Source organism: Mesorhizobium sp. (assembly GCF_004963255.1).
GTDB lineage: Bacteria > Pseudomonadota > Alphaproteobacteria > Rhizobiales > Rhizobiaceae > Mesorhizobium.
The window spans coordinates 17,353-41,690 of the sequence record NZ_SUGA01000042.1 but is presented as its reverse complement, the minus strand read 5'-3'; the positions used below and the strand labels follow the sequence as shown (position 1 = coordinate 41,690).

The 24,338-nt window shown below is 63.6% G+C and carries 25 protein-coding genes and 1 tRNA gene; 10 read left to right on the top strand and 16 right to left on the bottom strand.

Annotation, left to right across the window (positions count from 1 at the left end; genetic code table 11):
• Positions 1–143 precede the first annotated feature (143 nt).
• The 6 genes from E5X34_RS28550 to E5X34_RS28525 all read left to right on the top strand — a co-directional run bounded on the left by E5X34_RS28550 (position 144) and on the right by E5X34_RS28525 (position 3,612).
• Positions 144–938, top strand: coding sequence for a response regulator (locus E5X34_RS28550; RefSeq protein ID WP_292571897.1), 795 nt, complete (start codon positions 144–146; stop codon positions 936–938).
• Positions 939–1,112: 174 nt separating this feature from the next.
• The gene (locus tag E5X34_RS28545) at positions 1,113–1,277 is read left to right on the top strand and encodes a DUF1328 domain-containing protein (protein ID WP_018429836.1); all 165 of its coding nucleotides are present in this window, start codon (positions 1,113–1,115) and stop codon (positions 1,275–1,277) included.
• Between the two features lie 153 nt (positions 1,278–1,430).
• Positions 1,431–2,462: a sensor histidine kinase gene (locus E5X34_RS28540; RefSeq protein WP_292571894.1), complete on the top strand. Its 1,032-nt coding sequence runs from the start codon at positions 1,431–1,433 to the stop codon at positions 2,460–2,462.
• A gap of 135 nt (positions 2,463–2,597) precedes the next feature.
• Positions 2,598–2,768 (top strand): hypothetical protein, encoded by a 171-nt coding sequence (locus E5X34_RS28535; RefSeq protein ID WP_292571891.1) that lies wholly within the window; start codon positions 2,598–2,600, stop codon positions 2,766–2,768.
• Between the two features lie 187 nt (positions 2,769–2,955).
• A complete protein-coding gene (locus tag E5X34_RS28530; RefSeq protein WP_292571888.1) occupies positions 2,956–3,282 on the top strand; it encodes a hypothetical protein in 327 nt (108 codons plus the stop codon).
• A gap of 84 nt (positions 3,283–3,366) precedes the next feature.
• Complete coding sequence (locus E5X34_RS28525) at positions 3,367–3,612, top strand: YMGG-like glycine zipper-containing protein (RefSeq protein WP_027166589.1); 246 nt, start codon at positions 3,367–3,369, stop codon at positions 3,610–3,612.
• 84 nt (positions 3,613–3,696) lie between these two features.
• Here E5X34_RS28525 and E5X34_RS28520 read toward each other — a convergent pair whose 3' ends face one another.
• From E5X34_RS28520 to xylF, 4 genes are all read right to left on the bottom strand, one after another.
• Complete coding sequence (locus tag E5X34_RS28520; protein ID WP_292571885.1) at positions 3,697–5,319, bottom strand: CHASE domain-containing protein; 1,623 nt, start codon at positions 5,317–5,319, stop codon at positions 3,697–3,699.
• A 131-nt stretch (positions 5,320–5,450) separates the two neighbouring features.
• Positions 5,451–6,251, bottom strand: coding sequence for an ATP-binding cassette domain-containing protein (locus tag E5X34_RS28515; RefSeq protein WP_292079270.1), 801 nt, complete (start codon positions 6,249–6,251; stop codon positions 5,451–5,453).
• Between the two features lie 18 nt (positions 6,252–6,269).
• The gene (locus E5X34_RS28510; RefSeq protein ID WP_292571882.1) at positions 6,270–7,622 is read right to left on the bottom strand and encodes a sugar ABC transporter permease; all 1,353 of its coding nucleotides are present in this window, start codon (positions 7,620–7,622) and stop codon (positions 6,270–6,272) included.
• A gap of 144 nt (positions 7,623–7,766) precedes the next feature.
• Positions 7,767–8,807, bottom strand: a complete 1,041-nt coding sequence (gene xylF / locus E5X34_RS28505) for a D-xylose ABC transporter substrate-binding protein (protein WP_126080873.1) — start codon at positions 8,805–8,807, stop codon at positions 7,767–7,769.
• 271 nt (positions 8,808–9,078) lie between these two features.
• Here xylF and E5X34_RS28500 point away from each other — a divergent pair, with 271 nt between their 5' ends.
• Positions 9,079–10,323: an ROK family protein gene (locus E5X34_RS28500; protein ID WP_292571879.1), complete on the top strand. Its 1,245-nt coding sequence runs from the start codon at positions 9,079–9,081 to the stop codon at positions 10,321–10,323.
• A gap of 20 nt (positions 10,324–10,343) precedes the next feature.
• On the opposite strand, the gene E5X34_RS28495 is transcribed toward E5X34_RS28500, so the two are convergent.
• The 8 genes from E5X34_RS28495 to E5X34_RS28460 form a co-directional block, all read right to left on the bottom strand.
• Positions 10,344–10,985, bottom strand: coding sequence for an esterase (locus E5X34_RS28495; RefSeq protein ID WP_292571876.1), 642 nt, complete (start codon positions 10,983–10,985; stop codon positions 10,344–10,346).
• Between the two features lie 131 nt (positions 10,986–11,116).
• Entirely contained in the window at positions 11,117–11,806 is a 690-nt protein-coding gene (phoB, locus tag E5X34_RS28490) for a phosphate regulon transcriptional regulator PhoB (RefSeq protein WP_010911896.1), read from the bottom strand.
• Positions 11,807–11,823: 17 nt separating this feature from the next.
• On the bottom strand, positions 11,824–12,531 hold the full coding sequence (gene phoU, locus E5X34_RS28485; RefSeq protein ID WP_042641610.1) for a phosphate signaling complex protein PhoU: 708 nt from the start codon (positions 12,529–12,531) through the stop codon (positions 11,824–11,826).
• Between the two features lie 20 nt (positions 12,532–12,551).
• The gene (pstB, locus tag E5X34_RS28480; protein ID WP_292571873.1) at positions 12,552–13,355 is read right to left on the bottom strand and encodes a phosphate ABC transporter ATP-binding protein PstB; all 804 of its coding nucleotides are present in this window, start codon (positions 13,353–13,355) and stop codon (positions 12,552–12,554) included.
• Positions 13,352–14,203 carry a phosphate ABC transporter permease PstA gene (pstA, locus tag E5X34_RS28475; RefSeq protein WP_127386020.1) on the bottom strand — a complete coding sequence of 284 codons (852 nt, stop codon included), beginning with the start codon at positions 14,201–14,203 and terminating at the stop codon, positions 13,352–13,354. The genes pstB and pstA overlap by 4 nt, the downstream gene beginning before the upstream one ends.
• A gap of 3 nt (positions 14,204–14,206) precedes the next feature.
• Positions 14,207–15,193, bottom strand: coding sequence for a phosphate ABC transporter permease subunit PstC (pstC, locus tag E5X34_RS28470; RefSeq protein WP_127304020.1), 987 nt, complete (start codon positions 15,191–15,193; stop codon positions 14,207–14,209).
• 64 nt (positions 15,194–15,257) lie between these two features.
• The gene (pstS, locus tag E5X34_RS28465; protein WP_292571868.1) at positions 15,258–16,316 is read right to left on the bottom strand and encodes a phosphate ABC transporter substrate-binding protein PstS; all 1,059 of its coding nucleotides are present in this window, start codon (positions 16,314–16,316) and stop codon (positions 15,258–15,260) included.
• Between the two features lie 491 nt (positions 16,317–16,807).
• Complete coding sequence (locus E5X34_RS28460) at positions 16,808–20,563, bottom strand: PAS-domain containing protein (RefSeq protein WP_292571865.1); 3,756 nt, start codon at positions 20,561–20,563, stop codon at positions 16,808–16,810.
• Between the two features lie 129 nt (positions 20,564–20,692).
• Between E5X34_RS28460 and E5X34_RS28455 the strand changes: the two genes are divergently transcribed.
• Both E5X34_RS28455 and E5X34_RS28450 read left to right on the top strand, forming a co-directional pair.
• A complete protein-coding gene (locus E5X34_RS28455; protein ID WP_292571862.1) occupies positions 20,693–21,127 on the top strand; it encodes a hypothetical protein in 435 nt (144 codons plus the stop codon).
• Positions 21,128–21,293: 166 nt separating this feature from the next.
• Positions 21,294–21,527, top strand: coding sequence for a hypothetical protein (locus E5X34_RS28450; protein ID WP_292571859.1), 234 nt, complete (start codon positions 21,294–21,296; stop codon positions 21,525–21,527).
• An 18-nt stretch (positions 21,528–21,545) separates the two neighbouring features.
• Here E5X34_RS28450 and E5X34_RS28445 read toward each other — a convergent pair whose 3' ends face one another.
• The 3 genes from E5X34_RS28445 to E5X34_RS28435 all read right to left on the bottom strand — a co-directional run bounded on the left by E5X34_RS28445 (position 21,546) and on the right by E5X34_RS28435 (position 23,600).
• On the bottom strand, positions 21,546–21,914 hold the full coding sequence (locus tag E5X34_RS28445; RefSeq protein WP_292571856.1) for a hypothetical protein: 369 nt from the start codon (positions 21,912–21,914) through the stop codon (positions 21,546–21,548).
• A gap of 260 nt (positions 21,915–22,174) precedes the next feature.
• The gene (locus E5X34_RS28440) at positions 22,175–22,996 is read right to left on the bottom strand and encodes a glutathione S-transferase family protein (RefSeq protein ID WP_292571854.1); all 822 of its coding nucleotides are present in this window, start codon (positions 22,994–22,996) and stop codon (positions 22,175–22,177) included.
• Positions 22,997–23,018: 22 nt separating this feature from the next.
• Positions 23,019–23,600: a VOC family protein gene (locus E5X34_RS28435; protein ID WP_292571851.1), complete on the bottom strand. Its 582-nt coding sequence runs from the start codon at positions 23,598–23,600 to the stop codon at positions 23,019–23,021.
• Between the two features lie 284 nt (positions 23,601–23,884).
• On the opposite strand from E5X34_RS28435, the gene E5X34_RS28430 reads away from it, so the two are divergent.
• A complete protein-coding gene (locus E5X34_RS28430; protein ID WP_292571848.1) occupies positions 23,885–24,139 on the top strand; it encodes a hypothetical protein in 255 nt (84 codons plus the stop codon).
• Between the two features lie 42 nt (positions 24,140–24,181).
• Here the strand turns inward: E5X34_RS28430 and E5X34_RS28425 are convergent.
• Positions 24,182–24,256 (bottom strand) — tRNA-Glu (locus tag E5X34_RS28425).
• Positions 24,257–24,338: the final 82 nt, after the last annotated feature.

The window sequence follows — 24,338 nt, the reverse complement described above, 5'->3', positions numbered from 1 at the left end:
CCCAACCCGAGACCCCGAAACGCCGGCCTGCTAATTTAGTTCCATGGCCGGCGGAACTTTTTCCGCAAGCCGGCGTTGGTTTTCCAGGGGCTGGCAACAGCATGGCCTTGAACGTGCAACGTCATCTGAGGGAGACGTAAATAATGAGTTTGTCCGCAACCATCGCTCCGCATCTTCCGTTCCTGCGCCGCTTCTCGCGCGCAGTGTCCGGGTCGCAGGAAAGCGGTGACGCGCTGGTCGCCGCGATGCTGGAAGCCATCATCGCCGACACCAATATCTTCCCCCAAGCCTCCAGCGACCGTATTGCTATATATAAGGTCTTTGCCAGGCTCTTCACCTCAGTTGCCATCCGCGTGCCGCAGGAGCAGGCCCAGACAGCCTGGGAGCAGCGGGCGGCGGCCAATCTGAACGCGATCGCGCCCTTGCCGAGGCAGGCTTTCCTTCTTGTCGCCGTGGAGGGTTTCAGCGAGGACGAGGCCGCGGAGATTCTCGACGTCGACGAGGACGAGTTCTCGGAGTTGCTTGCGCAGGCAAGCAGCGAGATTTCGCGACAGGTCGCGACCGATGTGCTGATCATCGAGGACGAGCCGCTGATTGCCATGGACATCGAGGAGATGGTCGAAAGCCTCGGCCACCGCGTCGTCGGCACGGCACGTACACATGCCGAGGCAGTGGCCATGTTCGGCAAGACGCGGCCCAAAATGGTGCTGGCCGACATACAGCTCGCCGACGGCAGCTCTGGTATCGAGGCCGTCAACGAGATCTTGTCGTCGACACCGGTGCCGGTGATCTTCATCACCGCCTTCCCGGAACGCCTGCTGACCGGCGAACGCCCCGAGCCGGCCTTCCTGGTCACCAAGCCTTTCAATCCCGACATGGTCAAGGCTCTGATCAGCCAGGCCCTGTTCTTCGACCGGCAGGCCAAGGCCGCCGCCTGATCCGCTCCGAATTCTGGACCGTTTTGAGCGTCATGCGAGGCCTTCGCGCCTCCCATGACGCTCATCAGTTTGCGATCTGAAAAGTGTCTTCAAAGGGGATCGTCTTTTTCAGCAAATGGTGGAACAAACGGCACCGACCCACGTTCTTTTCCCGACATAACAAGGAGACGCATCATGCTGTACTGGGCGCTCGTATTTCTCGTAGTTGCGATCATCGCCGGCGCGCTTGGGTTCGGCGGCATCGCCGGCACGTCGGCGGGCATCGCGCAGATCCTGTTCTTCATCTTTCTCGCCTTCCTGGTGATTTCGCTCATCGCGGGCCTCTTCAGGAGAGCCTGACGCGACACTGGAAGCCGCACCCCTCAAACGGTTTCCAGCCACCGCCGGGCGGCGTCTCGAAAGAGCGCCGTCCGGCGGACCGTTTTGACAGCCTGCGGCGTCGGAACCAGTTGCGGATTGAACCGTTCAAGGACCGAGTGCGGGGATGTTCCGATGCCTCCCGAGGATCCCACCAAGGACAGGACTGAAAGGCGTGACGGCGAGGTGATCGCGATGCATCCCGCCGAAAGCGGGATGCAGGTGGGACGAGCCTTGCTTCATGCCCTGCACAACGCCGGTATCTCGGTTCTCTATCAGGATCGGCAGATGAAAACGGTCTGGGCGCGCAACATGAGCGCGCCCTGGGCGGCCGAAACCGCCGACGGCAAGGATCTGCTTTCCCCGGCGCAGGCCGAACGCATAAGCGCCGTCAAGCTCAAGGTGATCGAGTCCGGCAACGCGGACCAGCTCGAGCTCAGCATTCCAGGAAGCCAGGGCGTCCGTTGGTTCCAGCTTTGGATCGATGCCGACCGCGGCGACGCCGGCGAAGTCCTCGGCGTCGTCACCACCATGGTGGAAACGACGGAGCAGAAACGTCGCGAGCAGACGCTGAAGGCATTGCTGCGCGAAGTCAGTCACCGATCGAAGAACCTCCTGGCCATCATCCAGAGCATCGCCACACAGACAGGACGCTACACGGAGACGCTCGGTGAGTTCCTGGCGCGGTTTCGCGGCCGGCTGCAATCGCTCGCGTCCTCGCAGGATCTGGTCACATCCTCCAACTGGCGGGGAGCGGCGCTGCAGGAACTCGTATCCGGCCAGGTCGGCCGCTACAGCGCCGATCTGGCGCGAAGCCTGCGGTTCGCGGGCGACAATCCCTATCTCAATCCCAATGCCGCCCTGCATATCGGCTTGGCGATGCACGAATTGGCTGTGAACTCGGTGAGCTACGGCGCGCTGTCGCGAGCGGACGGCCATGTCGAAGTGAGCGCAAGGCTTGAACCCGAAAGCGGAACGTCGCCCAGCCTTTTGCTGACCTGGACGGAAGCGGTCGGCGACGCGCCGCGCAATGAGAAGCGTTTCGGAAGCGTGGCGCTGGAGCGCGTCGTGCCGATGTCGCTGAACGGATCCGCGACGCTCGAAATCGGCCAGGACCGTATGGAATACCGCCTCACCGTCCCGCATGGAAATTTCGAGACGGATTGATTGCGCCCCTACGCGTCAGGCTTTCGCGGCCAAGGCCTTTAACCCCCTGTTCACCATAAAGCCCGATCCTGCATTGCCGGCTGTTGATGCGCCGGAAACCCGCCGTGCCTCCCGTGCGCGACCTGGGAGAACGAAATGATGGTTGCCGATACGAACAAGCTGGAGCAGGCTGCCCGTGTCTCGATGAGCGGCTTCCAGGATGCCGAGCCCCAGCCGACGCCGCGGTCATTCCATCTTCCACTTCGCCTTGGTGCGGTCGCGCTTCTCGCCGCCGTGGCCCTGACTGCCGCCTGGCAATTGTTCTGATCCCTGCATGCGGCTTGGACCGCGAGCATGTCGATCAAAGTTGCGCGGCGGCTTTGGGTAAACGGCATGCATCAGGAACAGGACTTAATGCGCTTCGCCTGAATCCATGCGACGCTACGCTTTGTACCCGGCCCCCGGAACTTTCGCTCGGCGAGAATCGTTGTTTGCGGCGAGAGGTTTTGGAGCCATGGAACACATCGCCGCACTGCTATTCGTCGTCGGTTGCTCGAGCACGATGACAGATTGTCGCGAGCTCCAGGTGCCGGTCAGCGTCTTCGAGACCGAGCGGGCCTGTACGGCCGAACGGCCCTTCGCCCTCGGCGACCTGCAGGGCCAGGCCCCGCACATCGTCGGCAAGTGCCTCGCCGTCGATCCGGCCCTGGAAGATGATTACGATCGAATCGCCTGGAACGTGCGGCCCGACGGCACGCTGGTCGCGTCTTTGGAGGTTTCCGGCATGCTTGTCGCGTCGAACAGCGTGCGCCCCGAAAAAGACTATCTTAAACAACAGTAAGATCGAGCAGGCAAATCCCGTTTTTTCATGCTAAATGGCGGCTGGCACTGCCGAAAAGTGAGGACAAAAGTGAGGAGCATTTCAATGCGGAAGATGATTATTGCCATGGTTGCCGTTGTCGCTGTCAGCGGCTGCACCACGACCGAGCAGGATGTCGTGGGCGGTGGCCTGATTGGCGCCGGCGTGGGTGGCCTGGTCGGCGGCGGCAAGGGTGCGCTGATCGGCGCGGCCGTCGGTGCCGGGTCGGGCCTCCTGGTTCGTAACCTGCGCAACGGCTATTGCCAGTACCGCGATCATCGCGGCCGGATCTACACGGCTCGCTGCAACTGACGTCGGAAAGGGACCGGAGGCTGCTGGCCGGCCTCCGGTTTCCACCTGCTGATTTCGTTCGCCCTCGCGAGCCATTTTGGCCGCTCACTCGGCCAGCGGTATCCTGATTTCCACCTTCAATCCGTCGCCACGATAGTCGCGCGCGATCGTGCCGCGCAATTCGCGTGTGACGTTGAGATCGATCAGTTTGGTGCCGAAGCCGGTCTTTGCCGGCGCCTCCAGTTTCTTCTGACCCGCTTCGCGCCAGTTCAGGGTGAGCGTCCGCTCGCGTCCGCGCCCCTTCACATTCCAGTCGACCTTGAGGGCGCCCACCGAGTTTCCAGCCTCGCCATACTTCAACGCATTGGTGGCGAGTTCGTGGAAGGTCAGGCCGAGCGCCTGAGTCGTCGTCTCGTCGAGCAGCACTTGCGGCCCGGACAGCACACCTTCCGGGAGATCTTTGCCGAACACCTGCCCGAGCTCGATACGCAGCAGATCGCCGAGATCAGCCTTCTGCCAGCGCGAGCGGGTGAGCATATCCTGCGACGCAGCCATGGCCTGGAGGCGCGCCGAGAACGATGCCGAGAACTCCTTGACGTCGGTGGCTTGCGAGGCCGTCTGCCGCGCGATCGCCAGCACGCGGGTGATCGAATTCTTGATGCGGTGCTTCATCTCCTGCAGGATCAGGTCCTTCTCCAGCAGGCTCTTTTCCGTCGCCTCGTGCAGCGCCGATTTGGCGTCATAGGCACGCTCCTGATAGCGCGCCACCAGGGCGATGGCCCCTGCAAGCAGCAGGCCGAACAGCCCGAGCATCACCGGAATGGCGCGCGAGGACGGCAACTCGAAGGCGCTTGTCGGCCTGAACAGCAATGTCCAGGGCCGACCGGCAACAACGATATCGCGGCGCGCCAGAAGCTTCGCCCCGATGCGCTCCGCCGGCGGCGCTTCCGACCGAAACAAAAGACTGCCGGCCTCGGGCTTGCCGTCATAGACCTCGACATTGACGGGCAGCAGCGGCGCGCGGCTGAGCGCGACCTGGAACAGGTCCTGCGCGCGGAAGGCCGCGTAGAGAAAGCCGGCCGTCGAGGAGCGGCTTGCATTGATCACGTCCGGGGCGGTTTCGACGTTCAGCCGCACGAAAACCAGGAAACCCGTGAACGTCTGCGCCACGCCGGCGCCCTGGCCGAGCTGGACTAGGCCGCTCGCATGCTGCTGGTCGTCGGCCATCGCCTTTTCGATCGCCTCGCGACGCACCGGCTCGCTGAACATGTCGAATCCGATGATCGACTGGTTGGACGTGTCGAGCGGCTCGAACAGCACGATCGGCGTGCGCCATTGCTGGGTCGTCGCGGGGTAGACCGGGTGGACCGCCCCATGGTCCCGCAGGATGTCGCGTTCGACCGCGGCCTCATCGCCCGCTTTGGCGAGCCTGAGGAAGCCTATGCCGCGCAGGCCCGCGAAGTTGTCATCGATGTTCAGCGCGCTGAAGAAGGCGTTGAATTCGCCGCGCGTGATCTCGCCGTTGCGGGCATCGAACAGCGCCTGCGTCGAACGCAGCAGCGACAGATGCAGGTCGATGCGGCTCTCGATGCGGCTCAGCGCGTCGTCGGCGGTGCCCTCGAACTTGATCCGCGCCGCCTCCTGCGTCGCGAAATAGGCGAACCCGGCCATCGTCAGGCTGATCAGCGCGACGGCGACAAAGGCAACGATCGGAAAGAGCTTCTTCAAATCAAAGATGTGGCCCGTGGACGGTCGACCATCTTTATGGGCAAGTCCCCGCGTCAACACAATGGCGCGGTCAAATCATCACCGCGGCTGGTCCATCACGCAGCCTTAATTAGCCGGCTATATGCCTGAGTTTACGCCGCGATCTTCAGCGCGCCAGGGCCTGGAATGGCGCCGGGCGGACATTTGCCCAAGATGATCATGCCGAGCACTTCGTCCTGGGTGACATCGGTGGTGCGCGCGGTGCCGACCACCTGGCCGTTCTTCATCACGCAGACACGGTCAGCGAGCTCGAAAACGTCATGGATGTCGTGGCTGATCAGAAAGATGCCGATGCCGTCGGCCTTGAGCTGCTTGACCAACTCCCCGACCTGCGCCGTCTCCTGTGGCCCGAGCGCCGCCGTCGGCTCGTCCATGATTAGGATGCGGGCGTTGAACAGGATCGCACGCGCGATCGCCACCGACTGCCGCTGTCCGCCCGACAGCTTGACGACCGGCTCCTTGAAGCGCTGGAAGCGTGGATTGAGCCGGCCCATCACCTTGCGCGCCTCGGCTTCCATGGCGACGTCGTCCAGCGTGCCCCAGGCGGTCATCAGCTCGCGCCCGAGGAAGAGATTGGCCGCGGCATCGACATTGTCGGCCAGCGCCAGCGTCTGGTAGATCGTCTCGACGCCGTATTTCTTGGCGTCGCGCGGATTGGAGATCGAAGCCTCCTCGCCATTGATGAAGATCTGTCCGCTGTCGCGCTTGTAGGCGCCGGACAGGATCTTGATCAGCGTCGACTTGCCGGCACCGTTGTGGCCGAGCAGCGCCATCACTTCGCCGGGGAAAAGATCGACGGACGCGTCGTCGACGGCGCGGATGCCGCCGAAGGCGATCGAGATGTTGCGCATATCGACCAGCGGAACGCCGGCGGGAGCGGATTTGTCAGCCATGTTGTTTCTCCTCCCTGATCAGGCCCGCTTGCGATAGAGGGTGTCGAGCCACACCGCCACGACCAGCACGGCACCCACGACGATGCTTTGCAGCGGCGAATCGACGCCGAGCAGCACCATGCCGGACTGCAGCGACTGCATCAGCAGCGCGCCAAGCATGGCGCCGAGCACGGTTCCGGAACCGCCGGCGAGCGACGTGCCACCGATGACGGCCGCGGCGATGACCAGCAGCTCGTCCAGCGTTCCGAGCGCATTGGTGGATGAATTCTGTCTGGCCGACGAGATCGCCGCCGCGATCGTCGCCAGCACGCCCATGATCATGAACACCTTCATGGTGATCCAGCGCGTGTTGATGCCGGCGAGGTTGGCCGCTTCCGGATTGCCGCCGATGGCGAAGACATAGCGGCCGAAGCGCGTGCGCTTGGTGACGAAGGTCATGATCAGGCCGACGGCGACCGCCATCAGCACCGGAATGGCGATGCCATGCGCGATGAACAGTCCACCTTCGGGAACGGTGATGTTGTTGGCGGCGGCATAGCGGTTCACGATGCCGACCGGCCACGGATAGGAATTGGCAAGCCACACAGCGCCCAGGATGATAGCGCAGGTGACCGTGGCGAGCAGCGTCTCGGCCCAGACCGGACGCAGCGGGAAGCGGAAGCGCTTGCGCTGCACGCGACCGTTATAATGCATGAAAATGACCGCCAGGCAGGCGACGATGCCGACGACCCAGCTCCATTTGGCGCCGATCGAGCCCGCCGGGCCGCCGCCCATCAGCTGGAAGGTGGCGTCAAGCGGCGCGACGGTCTGGCCGCTGGTGACCCACCAGGCAGCGCCACGCCAGACGAGCAATCCGCCCAGCGTGACGATGAAGGCCGGCACCTCGAGATAGGCGATGACGAAGCCCTGGAAGGCACCGATGAGGAGGCCGAGCGCCAGGCCGATCAGCAGCGCCAGGACCCAGATCCACGGGTTGCCGAGCTCGAGCCCGACGAAGCGAACCAGGAAATGCACCTGGGCAAAACCCATGACCATGCCGATCACCCCTTCGGCCGATCCGACCGAGAGGTCGATGTTGCGCATGACGATGACCAGCACCATGCCTGAGGCCATGGTCGCCACGGCCGAAGTCTGCACCGACAGGTTCCAGAGATTGCGCGGCGTGAGGAAGGTGCGGCTGTCGAAGTCGAGCGGATTGACGCCAAGCCGCAGGCTGGAGATCACATGCAGCCCGACCCAGATCAGGAGCAGCGCGCCGATCATGCCGAGCATGCGGGTGTCCAGCTCGGTTGCCTTCAGGAACCGGGCGACGGTGCCCAGCTCCGAGGCACGCGCGGTGTCTGCCGGTTGGGTGGACGTCGTGTCGGTCATGAATTCCTCCTGCCGGCCTGCCCGTCTGGCGCGGATGCCGGAGCAAGCCTAGAAGCTATCCGCTCGAGGCGGAACGGTAATCTTTGAGAAAACGCCGCGGCTTTCAGGCCGCGGCGCAAGGTTTTTGGTCTAGTGTCGGCGAGCTTAGTTGCAGACCTTGACGCTGCCGGCGGCAACGCCAGCGCAGACTTCGTCCTTCTTGATCCAGCCGGCGTCGATGACGAGGTTGAGATTGTCCTTGGTGATCGCGATCGGGGTCAGGAACAGCGACTTGACGGTGTTGCCGCCAGGCGTCGTGAAGTCCTTGGCGCCGGCGATGTCGCCCATCTTCTTGCCGTCGGCGAGCTGCGAGGCAATCTCGGCGGCGTTCTTGCCGAGCTCACGCGCGTCCTTCCACACCGACACGGTCTGCGTGCCGAGCGCGATGCGGTTGAGCGCCGCGTGATCGCCGTCCTGGCCCGAGACCGGAACGGTGCCGGCCAACCCTTGCGCCGTCAGCGCCGCGACGACGCCGCCGGCGGTGCCGTCATTGGCAGCCACGACCGCGTCGACCTTGTTGTCGTTGGCGGTCAGGAACTGCTCCATGTTCTTCTGCGCGTTGGCGGGCAGCCAGCCGTCGGTATAGGCCTCGCCGACATTCTTGATCTTGCCGCTGTCAATCGCCTCTTTAAGCACTTCCATGGAGCCCGAGAACAGGAAGTCGGCGTTCGGATCGGAACCCGAGCCCTTGATGAAGACGTAGTTGCCTTCGGGCTTGGCCTTGAACACCTCACGGGCCTGCATGCGGCCGACTTCCTTGTTGTCGAAGGTCAGGTAGAAAACGTCCTTGTTCTCGATCAGGCGGTCGTAGCCGACGACCGGAATGCCCTCATCGAGCGCCTTCTGCACCGCCGGGCCGATTGCCGAGGCATCCTGCGCCAGGATGATCAGCGAATTGGCGCCCTGCGAGATCAGGCTTTCGACGTCGGTCAGCTGCTTGCCCGGATTGGACTGCGCGTCGGCCGAAATATACTTGTCACCGGCGGCCTCGATAGCGGCCTTCATCGCCGCTTCGTCGGTCTTCCAGCGCTCTTCCTGGAAGTTCGACCACGAGACGCCGATCACCTTGTCCTTCGCCTCGGCGACCGAAGCCAGCGTCAGCGACATGGCTACGCCCGCCAGAATGGCGGCTGCGAATTTTTTCATGATATCCTCCCTGCGCCTTGTGCGGCGCGACCCAGACTGGCCCGAAGGCCGGCATAAGAGGCTTTTTTTCGAGCCTCAAAAAAATACTGGTCCAGCGAAATGAAGCTGTCAACCGAGATTCTGATGGCATTTGATGGGTCGAGGCATTTTTTTCGGAGTCCGCAATAAATAATGACATCGGCTTCGGCTTCTGCCACTATCCTTAGCGTGTCAGCGACAGGCCATGGCATCATCACAAGGCCGCGATGACCGGGGAGGACGTGCGAGAACGATGTCGGTCGGAATCCGTCACGACGATTTGCGCCGGCGCAACCGCGCCATGGTGATTTCGGCCGTGCGCCGCGCCGGCCAGCCATCGCGGACGGAAATTGCCGCCACCACCGGCCTCAGCCACTCGACCATTTCGGCGATCTCCGCCGATCTGATCCAGGAGGGCATCCTCACCGAGAGCAAGGCCAGCGAGCCGACGGCGTTGAAACGCGGCCGGCCGCAGATCGGCCTGGCGCTGAACCCCGAAGCCGCCGCGGTGCTGACGGTGGTGCTGTCGCTGAACTTCCTGTCGGTTGCCGTCATCGACTATGCCGGCCAGGTGATCGCCGAGGAACAGCGGCGCCTGGACACGCTCGTCATGCCGCGCGACGAGCTGATCGGCGAGTGCCTGGCGATCGTCCGGCGCCGGCTGCAGGATCCCGATCTCGACGTGGGCAGCGTCGCCCGCATTGCCATGGGGATTCAAGGCATTACCGATTCCCACGCGCGCGCCATGCTATGGTCGCCGATCACGCCGCTGACCGACATTCCGTTCGCCGACATCCTGGAGAGGGAATTCGGCATCCCCGCCACCATGGAGAACGACTGCAACATGATGGCGGTGGCGCTGCGATGGCGCGATCCCGAGCGCTATCGCGACAATTTCATCGCCATCCTGCTCTCGCACGGCATCGGCATGGGGCTGGTGCTGAAGGGCGAATTGTTCACTGGCACGCATTCCTCCGGCGGCGAGTTCGGCCACATGATCCATCGTCCGGGCGGCGCGCTTTGCCGCTGCGGCCGCCGCGGCTGCGTCGAGGCCTATGCCGGCAACTACGCGATCTGGCGCAGCGCCATGGGGATAAGCGAGGACGCCGCGCCGACCGACGTCGGCGACGCCGACATGCGCGCACTGGCCACAAAGGCCCGACAGGAGGACGGCCCCGAACGGGAAGCCTATCGTCGGGCCGGCGAAGCGCTGGGCTTCGGTCTTGGCAGCCTGTTTGCCCTCATCGACCCAGCGCCGGTCGCCATGGTCGGCGTCAGCGCGGCCGCCTTCGACCTGATCGAACCGGCCCTGAGGGAGGCGATCGCCCAGACCGCCGGCGGCCAGCACTCGAACTCGATCTCCTTCGACACCGAGCCGAACGAGCTGCCGCTCATCCGCGAAGGCTGCGCAATGCGCGCGCTGACCTTCGTCGACCAGGAAATCTTCGCGCCGGGTGTGCAGGCGAAGGTCGGCGCGACAGGGAAGAATGTGGCCTGAGGACTGGGATCAGAACCCAATCATTGGGGACGGCCGAGATCGACCCTGTCTAGCCAGCCGCGCAACAGTGCTTGATCATGGTCTGTGAGGTCGTGTCCGACAGGCAGGCTATGATGCTCGACCGCGGCTCCCGCTTGCCTAAGCTGCGAGGCCATCTTGGCGCCGTCTCCTGCCCGCCTGCGAGGATCGTTGACCGCATCGATGACGAGCACCGGTGTAGCGGGCAATCTTGTTTCAATCCGCGTCGCAAAGGGCGACAGGGGGCGCAACAATGCTGCTCCTCGCGCCAAATTCGGGAAGAGCAGCATCAACGCGGCCGCCATGATCGCACCGTTGGAGAAGCCGATCAAAACCGGTTGGCTCTTGCAATGATGCTGAGCGACGATGTCGGTTATGAAGGCTGCTAGAGCCGGTGCTTCTTCGCGAATGCTGTCTTCGTCGATGCCTCGATCTGGAAACCGCCTGAAAAAAGCATAGCCTTGCTCCCAGACGATCGCGCCTCGTAAAGAAAATGCAGCGTACTCGGGCGCAACGGCGGCCGCGACAGGTAACATATCTGTTTCGTTGCCGCCTGAACCGTGCAGCAGGATCAAAGGCGGTAGCGACGGATCCCTGGCATTGACGAAACGGTATTGCATTGGCGCCGAGATTAAAATCTTCAATCGAGATCGTGGGTAGGGCGGGTGTGAACACCACAGGAGCGTGTGCCCCTCCGCGGCCGTTGACGGTCGCCTGCTGATTGAGCGCAAGTCTTTGGGCAAGGCCCCGACCGGGATCGAGCCGGCTCTTGTCCTCAGTCCTCGCGAATGGCGTAACCGGCCCCGCGGATGGTGCGGATGACGTCCGGCATGCGGCCGTTGTTGACGGCCTTGCGCAGGCGGCCGACATGCACGTCCACCGTGCGCTCGTCGATATAGATCGTCTCGCCCCAGACATTGTCGAGCAGCTGGCTGCGCGAGAACACGCGGCCCGGATGCCGCATCATGAACTCGAGCAGGCGGAACTCGGTCGGGCCCAGCCTGATCTCGCTCTTCTTGCGGTAGACGCGGTGCGATTCGCGGTCGAGCACGATGTCGCCGACCTTGAGCACGCTGGACAGAACCTCCGGCTTGGCCCGGCGCAGCAGCGCCTTGACGCGCGCCATGAACTCCGGCGTCGAGAACGGCTTGACCAGATAGTCGTCGGCGCCGGTGGACAAACCTCGAACCCGATCGCTTTCTTCTCCGCGCGCGGTCAGCATGATGATCGGCAGCCGCTCGGTCTCGGGCCGCATCCTGAGACGCCGGCAGAGCTCGATGCCGGAGACCGCCGGCACCATCCAGTCGAGCACGAGCAGGTCGGGAACATTTTCCTGAAGGCGGATTTCGGCCTCGTCGCCGCGGGTCACCACTTCGACCTGGTAACCCTCGGATTCGAGGTTGTAGCGGAGCAGCACCCCCAGCGGCTCCTCGTCCTCCACCACCATGATGCGTGGCGCGATCATCGGGGTAACCTTTTCCGTCAGGCGGCCGGCGCCGACATTGCCGTCTCGTCTTGCTTGGGACGGTTGGCGGGCAATTGCGTGCCGGTCAGCACATAATAGGCGTTCTCGGCGATGTTGGTCACGTGGTCGCCGATGCGCTCGAGATTCTTGGCGCAGAACAGAAGATGCGTGCAAGCGGTGATGTTGCGCGGATCCTCCATCATGTAGGTCAACAGCTCGCGGAAGACGGAGGTGTATTTGACGTCGATGCGTTCGTCGTCGTTGCGCAGCTTGGCCAGCGCCGTGGCATCGCCCACCGTATATTCCTGGATCACGCCCTGGACCTGGATCAGCACCAGCTGCGCCATGGAATCGATCGAGTGCGTGAGGTCGCGCGGGGCGGTGCTGACGCCGACCGAGCCGACGCGCTTGGCGATGTTCTTGGCGAGATCGCCGATGCGTTCGAGGTCGCCCGCCATGCGGATCGAGCCGACCACGTGGCGAAGATCGTCCGCCATCGGCTGCCGCTTGGCGATCAGCGTGATGGCACGATCGTCAAGCTCGCGCTGACGCGCGTCCATGATGGCATCGTCGGAGACGACGCGCTGCGCCAGCGCATTGTCGCTTTCGAGCAGGGCCCTGGTCGAGCCGCCGACCATGGAGCCGGCGAGATCGCCCATGTCGTTGATGAGCCGGCTGATCTGCCTCAGATCCTCGTCGAAGGAGGCGACGGTATGTTCGGCCATGATGTTGTCCTCGTATGAACTCAGCCGAAGCGGCCGGTGATGTAGTCCTGGGTGCGCTTCTCGCGGGGCGAGGTGAATATCTTCTCGGTCCGGTCGAATTCCACCAGCTCGCCCAGATACATGAACGCCGTCTGCCGCGACACGCGCGCCGCCTGCTGCATGTTGTGGGTGACGATGACGATCGTGTAGTCGGCCTGCAATTCGTCGATCAGCTCCTCGATCTTTGCGGTCGAGAGCGGATCGAGCGCCGAGGCCGGTTCGTCGAGCAGGATGACCTCCGGCTTCACCGCGACGGTGCGGGCGATGCAGAGGCGCTGCTGCTGGCCGCCCGAGAGGCTCTGGCCGCTGGCGTTGAGCTTGTCCTTGACCTCATTCCAGAGTGCGGCGCGCTTCAGCGCCGACTCGACGCGGCTGTCCATCTCGGCCTTGCTGATCTTCTCATAGAGCCTGACGCCGAAGGCGATGTTCTCGTAGATCGACATCGGGAACGGCGTCGGCTTCTGGAACACCATGCCGATCTTGGTCCTGAGCAGGTTGAGGTCCTGCGAGCGGTCGAGGATGTTCTTGCCGTCGAGCAGCACCTGGCCCTCGGCGCTCTGCTTCGGATAAAGCTCGTAGATGCGGTTCAAGACGCGCAGCAGCGTCGACTTCCCGCAGCCCGACGGGCCGATGAAGGCGGTCACGCTGCGCTCGGGCAGCGACAGGTTGATGTCCTTCAGCGCCTTCGACTGGCCATAGTAGAAGTTGAGGTTCTTGACCTCGATCTTGGCCTTCTCGACGATCGTGTCGGCTACGTTCAGGTCGGTGGACAACATCGGTTTCATCTGTCCTCTCTACGTCCGGTTAGGCTGCGGGCGATGATGCTCAGCCCGAGAACCGTCAGGGTGATTATGAGTGCGCCCGTCCAGGCCAGCTGCTGCCATTCCTCGTAAGGGCTGAGAGCGAACTGGAAGATGGTCACCGGCAGGCTGGCCATCGGGGCATTGAGATTGCTCGACCAGAACTGGTTGTTGAGCGCGGTGAAGAGCAGCGGCGCCGTCTCGCCCGAGATGCGGGCGATTGCCAAAAGGATGCCGGTCACGATGCCGGACAGTGCCGCGCGGTAGGCGACGGAGCGGATCACCACCCAGCGCGGCGCGCCGATGGCGGTGCCCGCCTCGCGCAGCGCGTTGGGCACGAGGTTGAGCATGTCCTCGGTGGTGCGCACCACGACGGGGATCACCAGGATGGACAGCGCGACGGCGCCGGCGATGGCCGAGAAGTGCCCCATCGGCCGTACCATCAGCTCATAGACGAACAGGCCGACGATGATCGAAGGGGCCGACAACAGGATGTCGTTGATGAAGCGCACCACCGTGGTGAGCTTCGAGAAGCGGCCGTACTCGGCCATGTAGGTGCCGGCCAGCACGCCGATCGGCGTGCCGACGACGATGCCGATGATGGTCATCACGATGCTGCCGTAGATGGCGTTGAGCAGGCCGCCGGCATCGCCGGGCGGCGGCGTCATTTCCGTGAACACGGCAAGGTTCACCCCCGAAAGGCCCTTGTAGAGCAGAGCGCCAAGGATCAGCGCCAGCCAGGCCAGCCCGATGCCGGCGGCGATGACGCACAGCGCCATCATCACGGCATTCTTGCGCTTGCGGCTCTGGTGAAGCGATTGGGCAGTCGCCATCGGTCAGGCTCCCGTGCGGCTATCGATGCGCAGCAGCATGTAGCGTGCGAGCGCCAGGATGATGAAGGTTATGATGAACAGGATCAGGCCGAGAGCCACCAGCGAGGAGGTGTAGATCGCGCCATCGGCCTCGGTGAACTCGTTGGCTATCGTAGCCGAGATCGTCGTGCCCGGCGCGAACAGCGAGGCGCTGATGCGATGGGCGTTGCCGATGACGAAGGTGACGGCCATCGTCTCGCCGAGCGCGCGGCCGAGGCCGAGCATGACGCCGCCCATGATGCCGACGCGGGTGTAGGGGATGGTCACGCGCCGCGTCACCTCCCAGGTCGTGCAGCCGATGCCGTAGGCCGATTCCTTCAGCACCGCCGGCACCGTGTCGAACACGTCCTTGGTGATCGAGGTGATGAAGGGCAGCACCATGATGGCCAGGATCAGCGAGGAGGTCAGCAGGCCGATGCCGTAGGGCGGGCCGGCAAACAGGCTGTTGAGGCCGGGGACACCCTTGAAGAGCCAGATGATGAAGGGCTGGATCGTCGTCTGCAGGAACGGCGCGAAGACGAACAGGCCCCAGATGCCGTAGATGATCGAGGGAATGCCGGCCAGAAGCTCGACGGCGATGCCGATAGGGCGCCGCAGCGGACGCGGGCAGAGCTCGGTCAGGAAGACGGCGATGCCGATGCCGATCGGCACGGCGATGATGATGGCGATGGCCGAGGTGACGATGGTGCCGTAGATGGGCGCCAGCGCGCCGAAATTCTCGGTGACCGGGTTCCAGGATTCGGTCGAAAGGAAGGATATGCCGAATTTCGACAGCGCTTCCCACGATCCGGCGATCAGCGAGATGGCGACCCCGCCGAGCAGAACCAGCACGAGGATGGCGGAAGCGCGCGTGGCCGCCCGGAAGACCATGTCGGTGAAGGCAAAGCGGCGCACTGTCGCTTCCCTGGTCCGCATGGCGGACGATGTCGCGGCTTCGGAAACGGCACTCATCTAGCCCCTCGCATTTCGAAAGAGACAGGAGGGCGCCGGAAGCGCCCTCCCTTGTTCGTCAGAATTACATGCCGGAATAGAGCGGCTTTCCGTTCGCGTCGACGATGTCCTTGCTCCACATTTCCTCGACGCTCTTCACGACCGCGTCGGGCATCGGAACATAGTCCAGGCTGGCGGCCAGCTCGTCGCCCTTGGCGTAGGACCAGGCGAAGAACTTGAGCGCCTCGCCGGTGGCGGCGGCATCGTCGGGCTTCTTGTAGACGAGGATCCAGGTGGCCGACGTCATCGGCCAGGTTTCAGCGCCGGCCTGGTTGGCCAGGATGACGCCGTAGCCCGGCTGCGAGTTCCAGTCGGCATTGGCCGCGGCGGCCGAGAAGGCGGCGGCGGTCGGCTCGACCTTCTTGCCGTCCTTGTTGATCAGGTCGGTGTAGGTCAGCTTGTTCTGCTTGGCATAGGCATATTCGACATAGCCGATCGCGCCGCCGGTCTGCGAGACGTTGTTGGCGACGCCCTCATTGCCCTTGGCGCCGATGCCCACCGGCCACTCGAGCGCTGTGTTGACGCCGACCTTCGACTTCCAGTCGGCGCTGACGTCGGCCAGATAATAGCTGAAGTTGAAGGTGGTGCCCGAGCCGTCCGAACGGTGCACGACCGCGATCGCCTGGTCGGGCAGCTTGACGTCCGGGTTGAGCTTCTTGATCGCTTCGTCGTTCCAGTTGGTGATCTTGCCGGAGAAGATGTCGGCCAGCGTCGGGCCGTCGAGCACCAGCTCGCCCGGCTTGACGCCTTCGAGGTTGACGACCGGAACGATGCCGCCCATCACCATCGGGAACTGCGCGAGCCCGGTGGAGTTGAGATCCTCGCCCTTCAGCGGCGCGTCGGAAGCGCCGAAGGTCACGGTCTTGGCCTTGATCTGCTTGATGCCGCCGCCGGAGCCGATCGACTGGTAGTTGAGACCGATGCCGGTCTCCTTCTTGTAGGCGTCGGCCCACTTCGCATAGATCGGGTAGGGGAAAGTGGCGCCGGCGCCGGAGATATCGGCTGCCATCGCGGCGGAGATGCTAAGGGTTGATGCCGCAGCCATTGCAATCGCAACGGCCGCAGAGCGGATGAAATGTCTCATGTGGCCTGCTCCTGTTCGGAAGATGGTCTTTCGGCACCCGTTCTATCGGCGCCCGGTGAGCGCAATAGACTTCGATTATTACAGTCGCATGACAGTTTCGTGTCAGCCCGGTAACGCCTGAACGGGGATGCTCGGAAGGGCTTCCGGCGGTCTCTGCGGGCCCGGCCGGAGTTTGCCGCGGGAATCAGCAACTTGTCTGACTTTTGAATCAAAAATTATCCCGGCGGCCGGATCGCGGCCGCCGGGAAATAAAATCCGGACGAGAGCGCGTTGCCTGCATGCCAGAGCGGATCATGGCGTGGCCGTCGCCGAAAACAGGTCCGTTGGGGTAGAGTCGACGCTGTTTCTTGTTGGCGGTCGCTGCTCCCGCCCGTAACCGAAGAGCGGAATCAATGCCCCGATTGTCAGAGCTTGGCGTTTGCTTTGATATGGTGCGATCGCACCATACGCATACGTCAACGCCTTGCGCCCGCCTGCCGGCTAAATTCGCTCTAACCCGCGCTGCGCCGGGTCTCGATGTCCGAACCCAGCCAGCGCTCGAGCTTTTCGAGCAGCGCCCGCGGGCTGATCGGCTTCGGCAGGTAGTCATCCATGCCGGCCTCGAGGCAGCGTTCGCGATCGCCCTTCAGCGCATGCGCCGTGACGCCTACGATCGGCACATGTGTGCCCATGTCCTCCTCGAGCTTGCGAATGGCGCCTGTCGCCTCCAGTCCGTTCATTTCCGGCATCGACACGTCCATCAGGATCATGCGCGGATTGAGCTTGCCGAAAGCATCGAGCGCCTTGCGGCCGTTGCCGACGATCTCGAAGCGGTAGCCGGTCTCGCCAAGGATCTGGGTGAACACCATCTGGTTCACCTCATTGTCCTCGGCAACGAGGATGTCGAGCCCGCGCTCGGCTTCGGCCGGTCGTTGGCGCGCACGCACGGGCGGCGGCTGCAGCATGGCGCGGTCCGACGTCGCCGTCTGCGCCGGCGCGGCTTGCGATAGGCTGCCGCCAACGGCGGGTTGCGCCGCGGCGCTGCTGTGGCGATGGCGCTGGATGGTCGCGACCAGCGTTTCCAGGAGAATGGAGGAGCGCGCCGGCTTGATCAGCTGCGCATCGATGCCGAGGTCGCGATAGGTCGTGTTGGCAAGCGACTGGTCGACCGAGGTCAGCATGATGATCGGCGTATGCGCCAAGCCCGCCGTGTTGCGCACTATGCGCGCCATCTCGGCGCCGGTCATGCCGGGCATCTGGTAGTCGAGCACGACGCAATCGACCGGCACGCCATAAGCGGCGGCGGCAATCAGCACCTTAAGCCCTTCGGCACCGCTTTCGGCCGCGCAGGCATCGAACGTCCACGACGCCATCTGCTCGCTCAGGATCGAGCGGTTGACGGGGTTGTCGTCGACGATGAGCACGCGCGCGCCGGTGACGTCGACCGGTGTGATGCGCTGCCCGCCCTGCTCGGCCCGCGGCAGCGTGACGGTAAACCAGAAGGTCGAACCCTTGCCCTCCGCGCTGTCGACGCCGATCTCGCCGCCCATCATCTCGACCAGCCGCGAGGTGATGGCAAGGCCAAGCCCGGTGCCTTCGTGCCGCCTGGTCGAGGAGGTATCGACCTGGCTGAACTTCTCGAACACCAGCTTCAGCTTCTCTTCTGGAATGCCGATGCCGGTATCCGTCACGGAAATGGTGAGCTTCGTTCCCGCGGGAACCCGCTCACCTGTCACGTCGACCAGCACATGGCCCTCGTCGGTGAACTTCACCGCGTTGCCGAGCAGGTTGGTGACGATCTGCCGGATACGCCCGACATCGCCGACGAACTGGCCGTCTAGGCCCGGCTGGACGCGCACGATGAGCTCGAGGTCCTTCTCCTTGGCGCGCGTCGAGACCAGCGTCGCCACATCCTCGATCGCCTCGGCAAGATTGAATGGCGCCGGGTCGAGCACCAGCTGGCCGGCGTCGATCTTGGAGAAATCGAGGATGTCGTTGATGATGGTCAGCAGCGCATTGCCGGATTTGACGATGATGTCGGTGAACGTCTTCTGCTTCGGATCGAGGTCCGACTTTGCCAAAAGCTCTGCCATTCCAAGGACCCCGTTCATCGGCGTGCGGATCTCGTGGCTCATATTGGCGAGGAATTCCGACTTGGCCCGGTCGGCGAGCACGGCACGTTGCCGCGCTTCGCTGAGCTCGGCCTCGCGCTGCTTGAGCTCGGTGATGTCGGTGGTGGAGCCGATGAGATAGAGCGAGCCGTCGGAGGCGATCATCGCGCCCTTGCGCGCGAACTGGTGCCTGACGCTGCCGTCCGGCAGCACCACCGTCTCTTCGATCTCCTGCGTCTCTCCGGTGCGCAGCACGGCAAGGTCGCCGGCGACGAAGGCTTCGCCGTCGGCGCCGAATATCTCGACGTCGGTCTTGCCGATCGCCTCTTCCTTGCTGAAGCCGGTGAGGTCGCACCAGCCTTTGTTGACATAGAACTGCCTGAGGTCCGAGCGCTTGGCGTAGATCGAAACCGGCACATTGTCGATCAGGCTGCGGAACACCTCGTTCTCGCTCATGCTCTGCCGAAGCGCCTGCTCGCGCGCCTTGACGTCGGTGATGTCGGTGCTGGAGCCGACCAGATGCACCGAGCCGTCAATGGCCACCAGCCGGCTCTTGCGCGTCATCAGCTGCCGCACGGTGCCGTCGCGATGGGTGACAGCCTCCTCGACCTCGCGCCCCGCGCCGGTTGCCACGACTTCGGTATCGTCATTGCTGAAACCGTCCGCCTCTTCCGACGCGAAAAGCTCCCGATCCGTCTTGCCGAGCACCTCGTCCTTGGCGAATCCGGTCAGCGCGGACCAGGCCTTGTTGACGAATTCCATGCTGAGATCGTCGGCCTTGATGAAGGCCGCCACCGGCAGCTCATCCATCACGTGCCGGTAGAGGTCGATCTGGCGCATGGAGTCGCGCAGCGCCTTTTCGCGAACCTTGATGTCGGTGATATCGACACGCACGCCGATGAACGTCCCGTCATCGGTGCGCATGTCATAGACCTGGTACCAGCGCCCGTCGGCGTTGAGGCGCTCGTAGGCGGAATTTGGCAAACGGTACCGCCTGAGCATGGCGTCGAGCCAGCGCTCGGTGTCGACGCCGTACAGACCGTCGATTTCAGTGTCGCCGCTCGAGCGGAAATAGCCGACCGAATGGCCGAGAGACAATGCCTCGCGGAATGTGCGGCCCGGCTGCCAGGCCGGCTTCAGCGCCGGCAGCGTGTCCTGCAGCTTGCGGTTGGCGAAGACGAAGCGGTCGTCGCGGTCGTAGATGATGACGCCCGCCGGCAGCGACTCCAGGACGGTGGCGAGATTCCTGCGCGCGTCCTCGGCCTCGGTCTCGCGCTGCTTCATGTCGGTGATGTCGACATAGGAGATCAGCCGCTTGCCGCCCGGAAGCGGCGCCAGCGAGGCGATCAGCGTACGACCGTCGCTGCGCGGCAAATGCCTGGAGCCTGCGGCGCCGGCCCGGATTTCGGATTCCCGCTCGGCCACATGGCTTTGCCAGTTCCGCTCCTCGCCGCCGAACGGATCGGCGGCACGAGTGGCTTCCATTAGGTCGCGAAAAGAGATGCCGGCTGGAGCGCGCAGCGGATCGACCTTCCAGAAGTCGTAGAAGGCCCGGTTGATCACCTCGACGCGCAATTCGGCATCGACAACGATGACGCCGATCGGCATCGAATCAACCATCAGGCTGAGGTTGCTGAACGTCTCGGCCGTCCTGGCATTGGCTCTTTCGATCTCGGCGTCTCGGCGCTTGACCTCGGTGACGTCATAGTAGGTCAACAGGCGCTTGCCGCCGGACAACGCCGTCACCGAGAATATCATCGTGCGGCCGTCGGCATGGACGAACTCGCGCGGCGCGACGGAACCGGCACGAATTTCCGCGATTCGGCTGGCAAGGTAGCGCTGCCACTCCTGTTCGTCGATCTCGCCATAGATGCCGTTGCGGCGATTGAGATCCATCAGGCGGCTGAATGGCGCGCCGACGGTCACCACCCCGTCGGGGATCCTGGAAAACTCCCGGTAGGCTTTGTTGATGATCAGCGTGTCGAGCCGGGCGTCCAGAAGCACGACGCCCATTCGCATGGCGTCCATCGTGCGTTCGAGATCGGCAAGATGCTGCTCGCCGCCCTCGTCGGCGGGCGTGTCGCCGTCATGCCCAACCGTTGCGTCGAGGGGGTCGCGCATGCCGCCAGTCCCACTCGTCTTGTCCACGTCCGCCATGCTGTTGCCACCCCAACCGAACCCCCCTTCGCGGTTCGTCGCGGAAATGTGCCCGACAAGCATTAACGATCCGCTAACCATAATGATCGCAACCACCTGCCGTTCGATGCCGTTGAGAAAACCAGCATCATGGCATCGGTTGCGGTAATCCGCCTGTTGGCGATTGAGGCGACGACACACTATAAAGCACCTGAGGTGTTGCTAATGTTCAATCGAATCGCCGCTTTCGTCCTGTGCCCCGCGCTGCTTGCAGCGGGCGCCTGCACGCGAAGCGACGACGGCACGGTGATCGTTCCCAGCCGGATGGATGTCAGGCGTGTTTGGGACAAGGCGCCGCCGGGAACGACCCCCTCGCGGCAGATCGTGTCGGATGTGTTTCCTCCGCCACCAAGCGCGCCGGCAAGCCTTCCTGCGAGCCCCACTGTCCGGCGCCATTCCAGGCCCGCTTCGAAGAAACCACCCTTCGGCCAGGATCTGCCCGACCCGGCTTCCGCCGAGCAGAGCCCCCTCACCTGCAGGAATGTCGGCGAGGGCGGCAAGCGCTATCGCGTCGTCTGCGAGTAACGTTCCTTCAATCCGTTAACTCAGTGCCGGCCGGACAGGCGCCGAACAACCGCCGGCGTGGGAAACCGAGCCGCGCTCGCGATCACGGATTGCTGATGAAACCTTTGACCGGTGGTGGACGTTTCCAGGCACTGATGTGATCCGCGCTGCACCCAGGAGACTGAAGATGTCCATTCACTTCGCTGTCTCTGGCCTGACCAGGAACCTGATCCATTCGCTTGGGTTGGATCATCAGCAGGCGCCGAGGCCCCTTACCCCGGAACAGAACCTTCTGCTGGATTGTTATCTGGCCGGGCAGATCCCGGACTCAGCTTGGAGCGACTATGTCTTCGAGATGCCGGAGTTGGAAAAACACGCCCAGGTCAGGCGTGCCACGTCAGGCGTGCGCGGCCTGACCTGAAACGACGAGTCTGCCCGCCTATTTCTTCGGTGAGCTGAACTGCAGCGTGAAGACGTTGCCGGGAATGCCTTGCGCCAGCGTCGGCGAAAGGCTGAGCGGCAGGCAGTCATTCAGCGCCTTTATCGCCGCATCGACATAGGCTTTGCGCGCCTTGTCGTCGCCGGCGACATGAATGGCGGTTGTTTTAGGCGGCCCGATCAGCGTGCCGTCGCGCTTGAAGCTGAAGCTGAGCGTGACCGAGGAATTGTCGGAATTGGCCGGCGGCGTCCAGCAGGCGAGCAGGGCGGCGCCGACCTCGTTCATGCCGTTGAGCGATGCGGTCGCGGCCGACGGAAAGGGCACAACCGACAGCACGCCCGCCATCATCAGAAATCTTGCCGTGCTCATCACAGGTCCTCGTCGCCGTCGCTCTGCCCCGGACGGTATCGTACGATCCGTGACGAGGATGACAATAGGCTTTCAGTCCACCCATCGGTGCCGCAATCATACTGTCGTGATTGCGGCGCGATGGCCGCGAAAAAGCAAAAGGCCGGCACGGAGCCGACCTTTCCCTTGCCTCGCCATGGCGCCAGTACATCCGTGGTCGCGGCGAGGTCTAAACCCAGTAGACAGGTCTTAGGTAAACGAAACCTTAACGCCGGGCACCGCTACGCCCTGGGCTGCGATTTCACATGCGCGATGTAGCCGCGCACGTCGCCGGCCGGCTCGGCATAAGCCTTGCCGAGCTTCTTCTCCAGCGCCGCCATGTACTCTTTCGCCCATTTGGGCAGCGCATAGTCGACGACCGCCAGGAATTCGAGCGTTGCCCCGAGCCTTATGTCGGCGATCGACGGGTTGTTGCCGCCGATGAACGGTTTGCCGTTGCGGAAGAAAGAGTGAAACACCTCGAGCGGCTCGGCGATCGCGGCCATCGCCGCCTTCTGCGCTTCCGATTTCTTGTCGGGATGGGCGTCGCTGTGGCCGACCTCGCCGGCATATTGCGGAAAGCCGAGCGCCGGATAGGTCGCGCGCGCGACATAGGGATAAAGCGTGCCGACCAGATAGAACATGGCGCTGTCGATCATCGCCCGCTTGGCCGGCGCCTTGGGATAGAACTTCTCCAGCCCGTGCTTGTTGGCGAGATACTGCATGATGGCGCAGCTTTCCCACAGCACGCCGCGCGGCAGGCCCTTGTCCTCGATCATCGGTGTCAGATGCGCCGGATTGCGCGCCAGGAACTCAGGCGAGCGCGTATGGCCCCAGGCGTCGGTCTCCGCGGGATCGAGCCCGGCCGCGCGCGCGAACACCCTGACCGTCATGTTGTTGACGCTCGGCCTCAGCATGCTGAGTTTCACGGCCGGCTTCTTAGCCGGCTTTGCTTTTGCCTTTACCGTCACTTTGGGTGCGGCTTTTGCCGTCACCTTCGCAGCCGTCTTCGCCGCTGCTTTCGCCGCGGCCTTGGCCGCGGGTTTCTTTGCGCTCTTCGCCATGTCGGTCCTCCCTCTGACCTGGTTAGTACGGATTTTTCGGTGCCCTGTTTTCCGACAGGGTGTCGCGCGACCGCTCGACCAGCGCCTGGATGGCATCGGCCAGATGGAGTTCGGCGATATTGTAGTCGCCGCGCGCCACGCGGATCTTGTGCGCCTCCATCAGCACCTCGGCATGGGTGAAGCCGGCCGGCGGCTCGAATCGGTAGGACGCGAGTTCGATCAGCAATCCCAGCGGATCCTCAAAATAGATGGAGTCCATGAAGCCGCGGTCCTTGACGCCGCTGTGCTTGATGCCGCGCTCGTCGAGCCGCCCGACCGCCTGCAGGAAGGTGACCCGCGACACCGAGAAGGCGATGTGATGAACGCAACCGATATCGGTCGGCGTGCGCCGCTTGACCGGGATCCGGCTCTCGTCGGTAAAGATCGTGATCAGGCGCCCGTCGCCGGGATCGAAATAGAGATGACTCTCGCTCGCCTTGTCGAGATTGGGTTGCTCGAAGATGAAGGGCATGCCGAGCACCCCTTCCCAGAAGTCGATCGAGGTCTGGCGTCCGGCGCCGACCAGCGTGATGTGATGAACGCCTTGCGACTGCAGCTTTCGCATTGGTTCCTCCCCGCCAGCGCTCGCCTGCCGGCCGACGAGTTCACGGATACCAAGTCGCCTTTTGGCTTGACGCTTGGCACGCGACCGCCGCCCGGTTGTTCTGCGCTCCGCTCCCACGTCTTGTCGGTCGCGGCCGCAGCGCTGATGAGGAGATGCTAATTCAATCCGGGACGTTGCGCCAGAACCGGCGACAAGTGGAGTCGGTGCCGCCTTGATGCAGGGATAAGTCTTAGAATAGCGGCTTCCCTCACGGAACCCACTGCTTGCCTGACCGTTTATGGCCGATGGCACTGGCTGACGACATCCAAATGGCGGAACGGCACGTTCTGCAAGCGGAGCGGCACATCAAGTGTCAGCGGGCGCGCATCAACGCGCTGAAGCGCCGCCGGTTGCCGCGGGGCAAGGCATCCAACTTTCTGCAATTGCTTGAAGATGCACAATCGATGCACCTCCAGCACTTGTCGAGGTTGTTGCAGCAGGCATCACGCGAAAGAACCGAAGCCGGTTTCGCTGCCGCCGTCGCGCTTGCTGCGGAGTGATCCGCCTGCTGGAGTCTTTTCGAAAGTCGGGTTTCAGAAGCTTGGTACGCCCAAGGGGAATCGAACCCCTGTTCCCGCCGTGAGAGGGCGGTGTCCTGACCGCTAGACGATGGGCGCGCTCAAGAACCGGCTACATAGGCTGGCGGCCGCGAAAAAGCAACTGGGGTTTCTGGCACCCGAACCACTTTACGGATTGGCT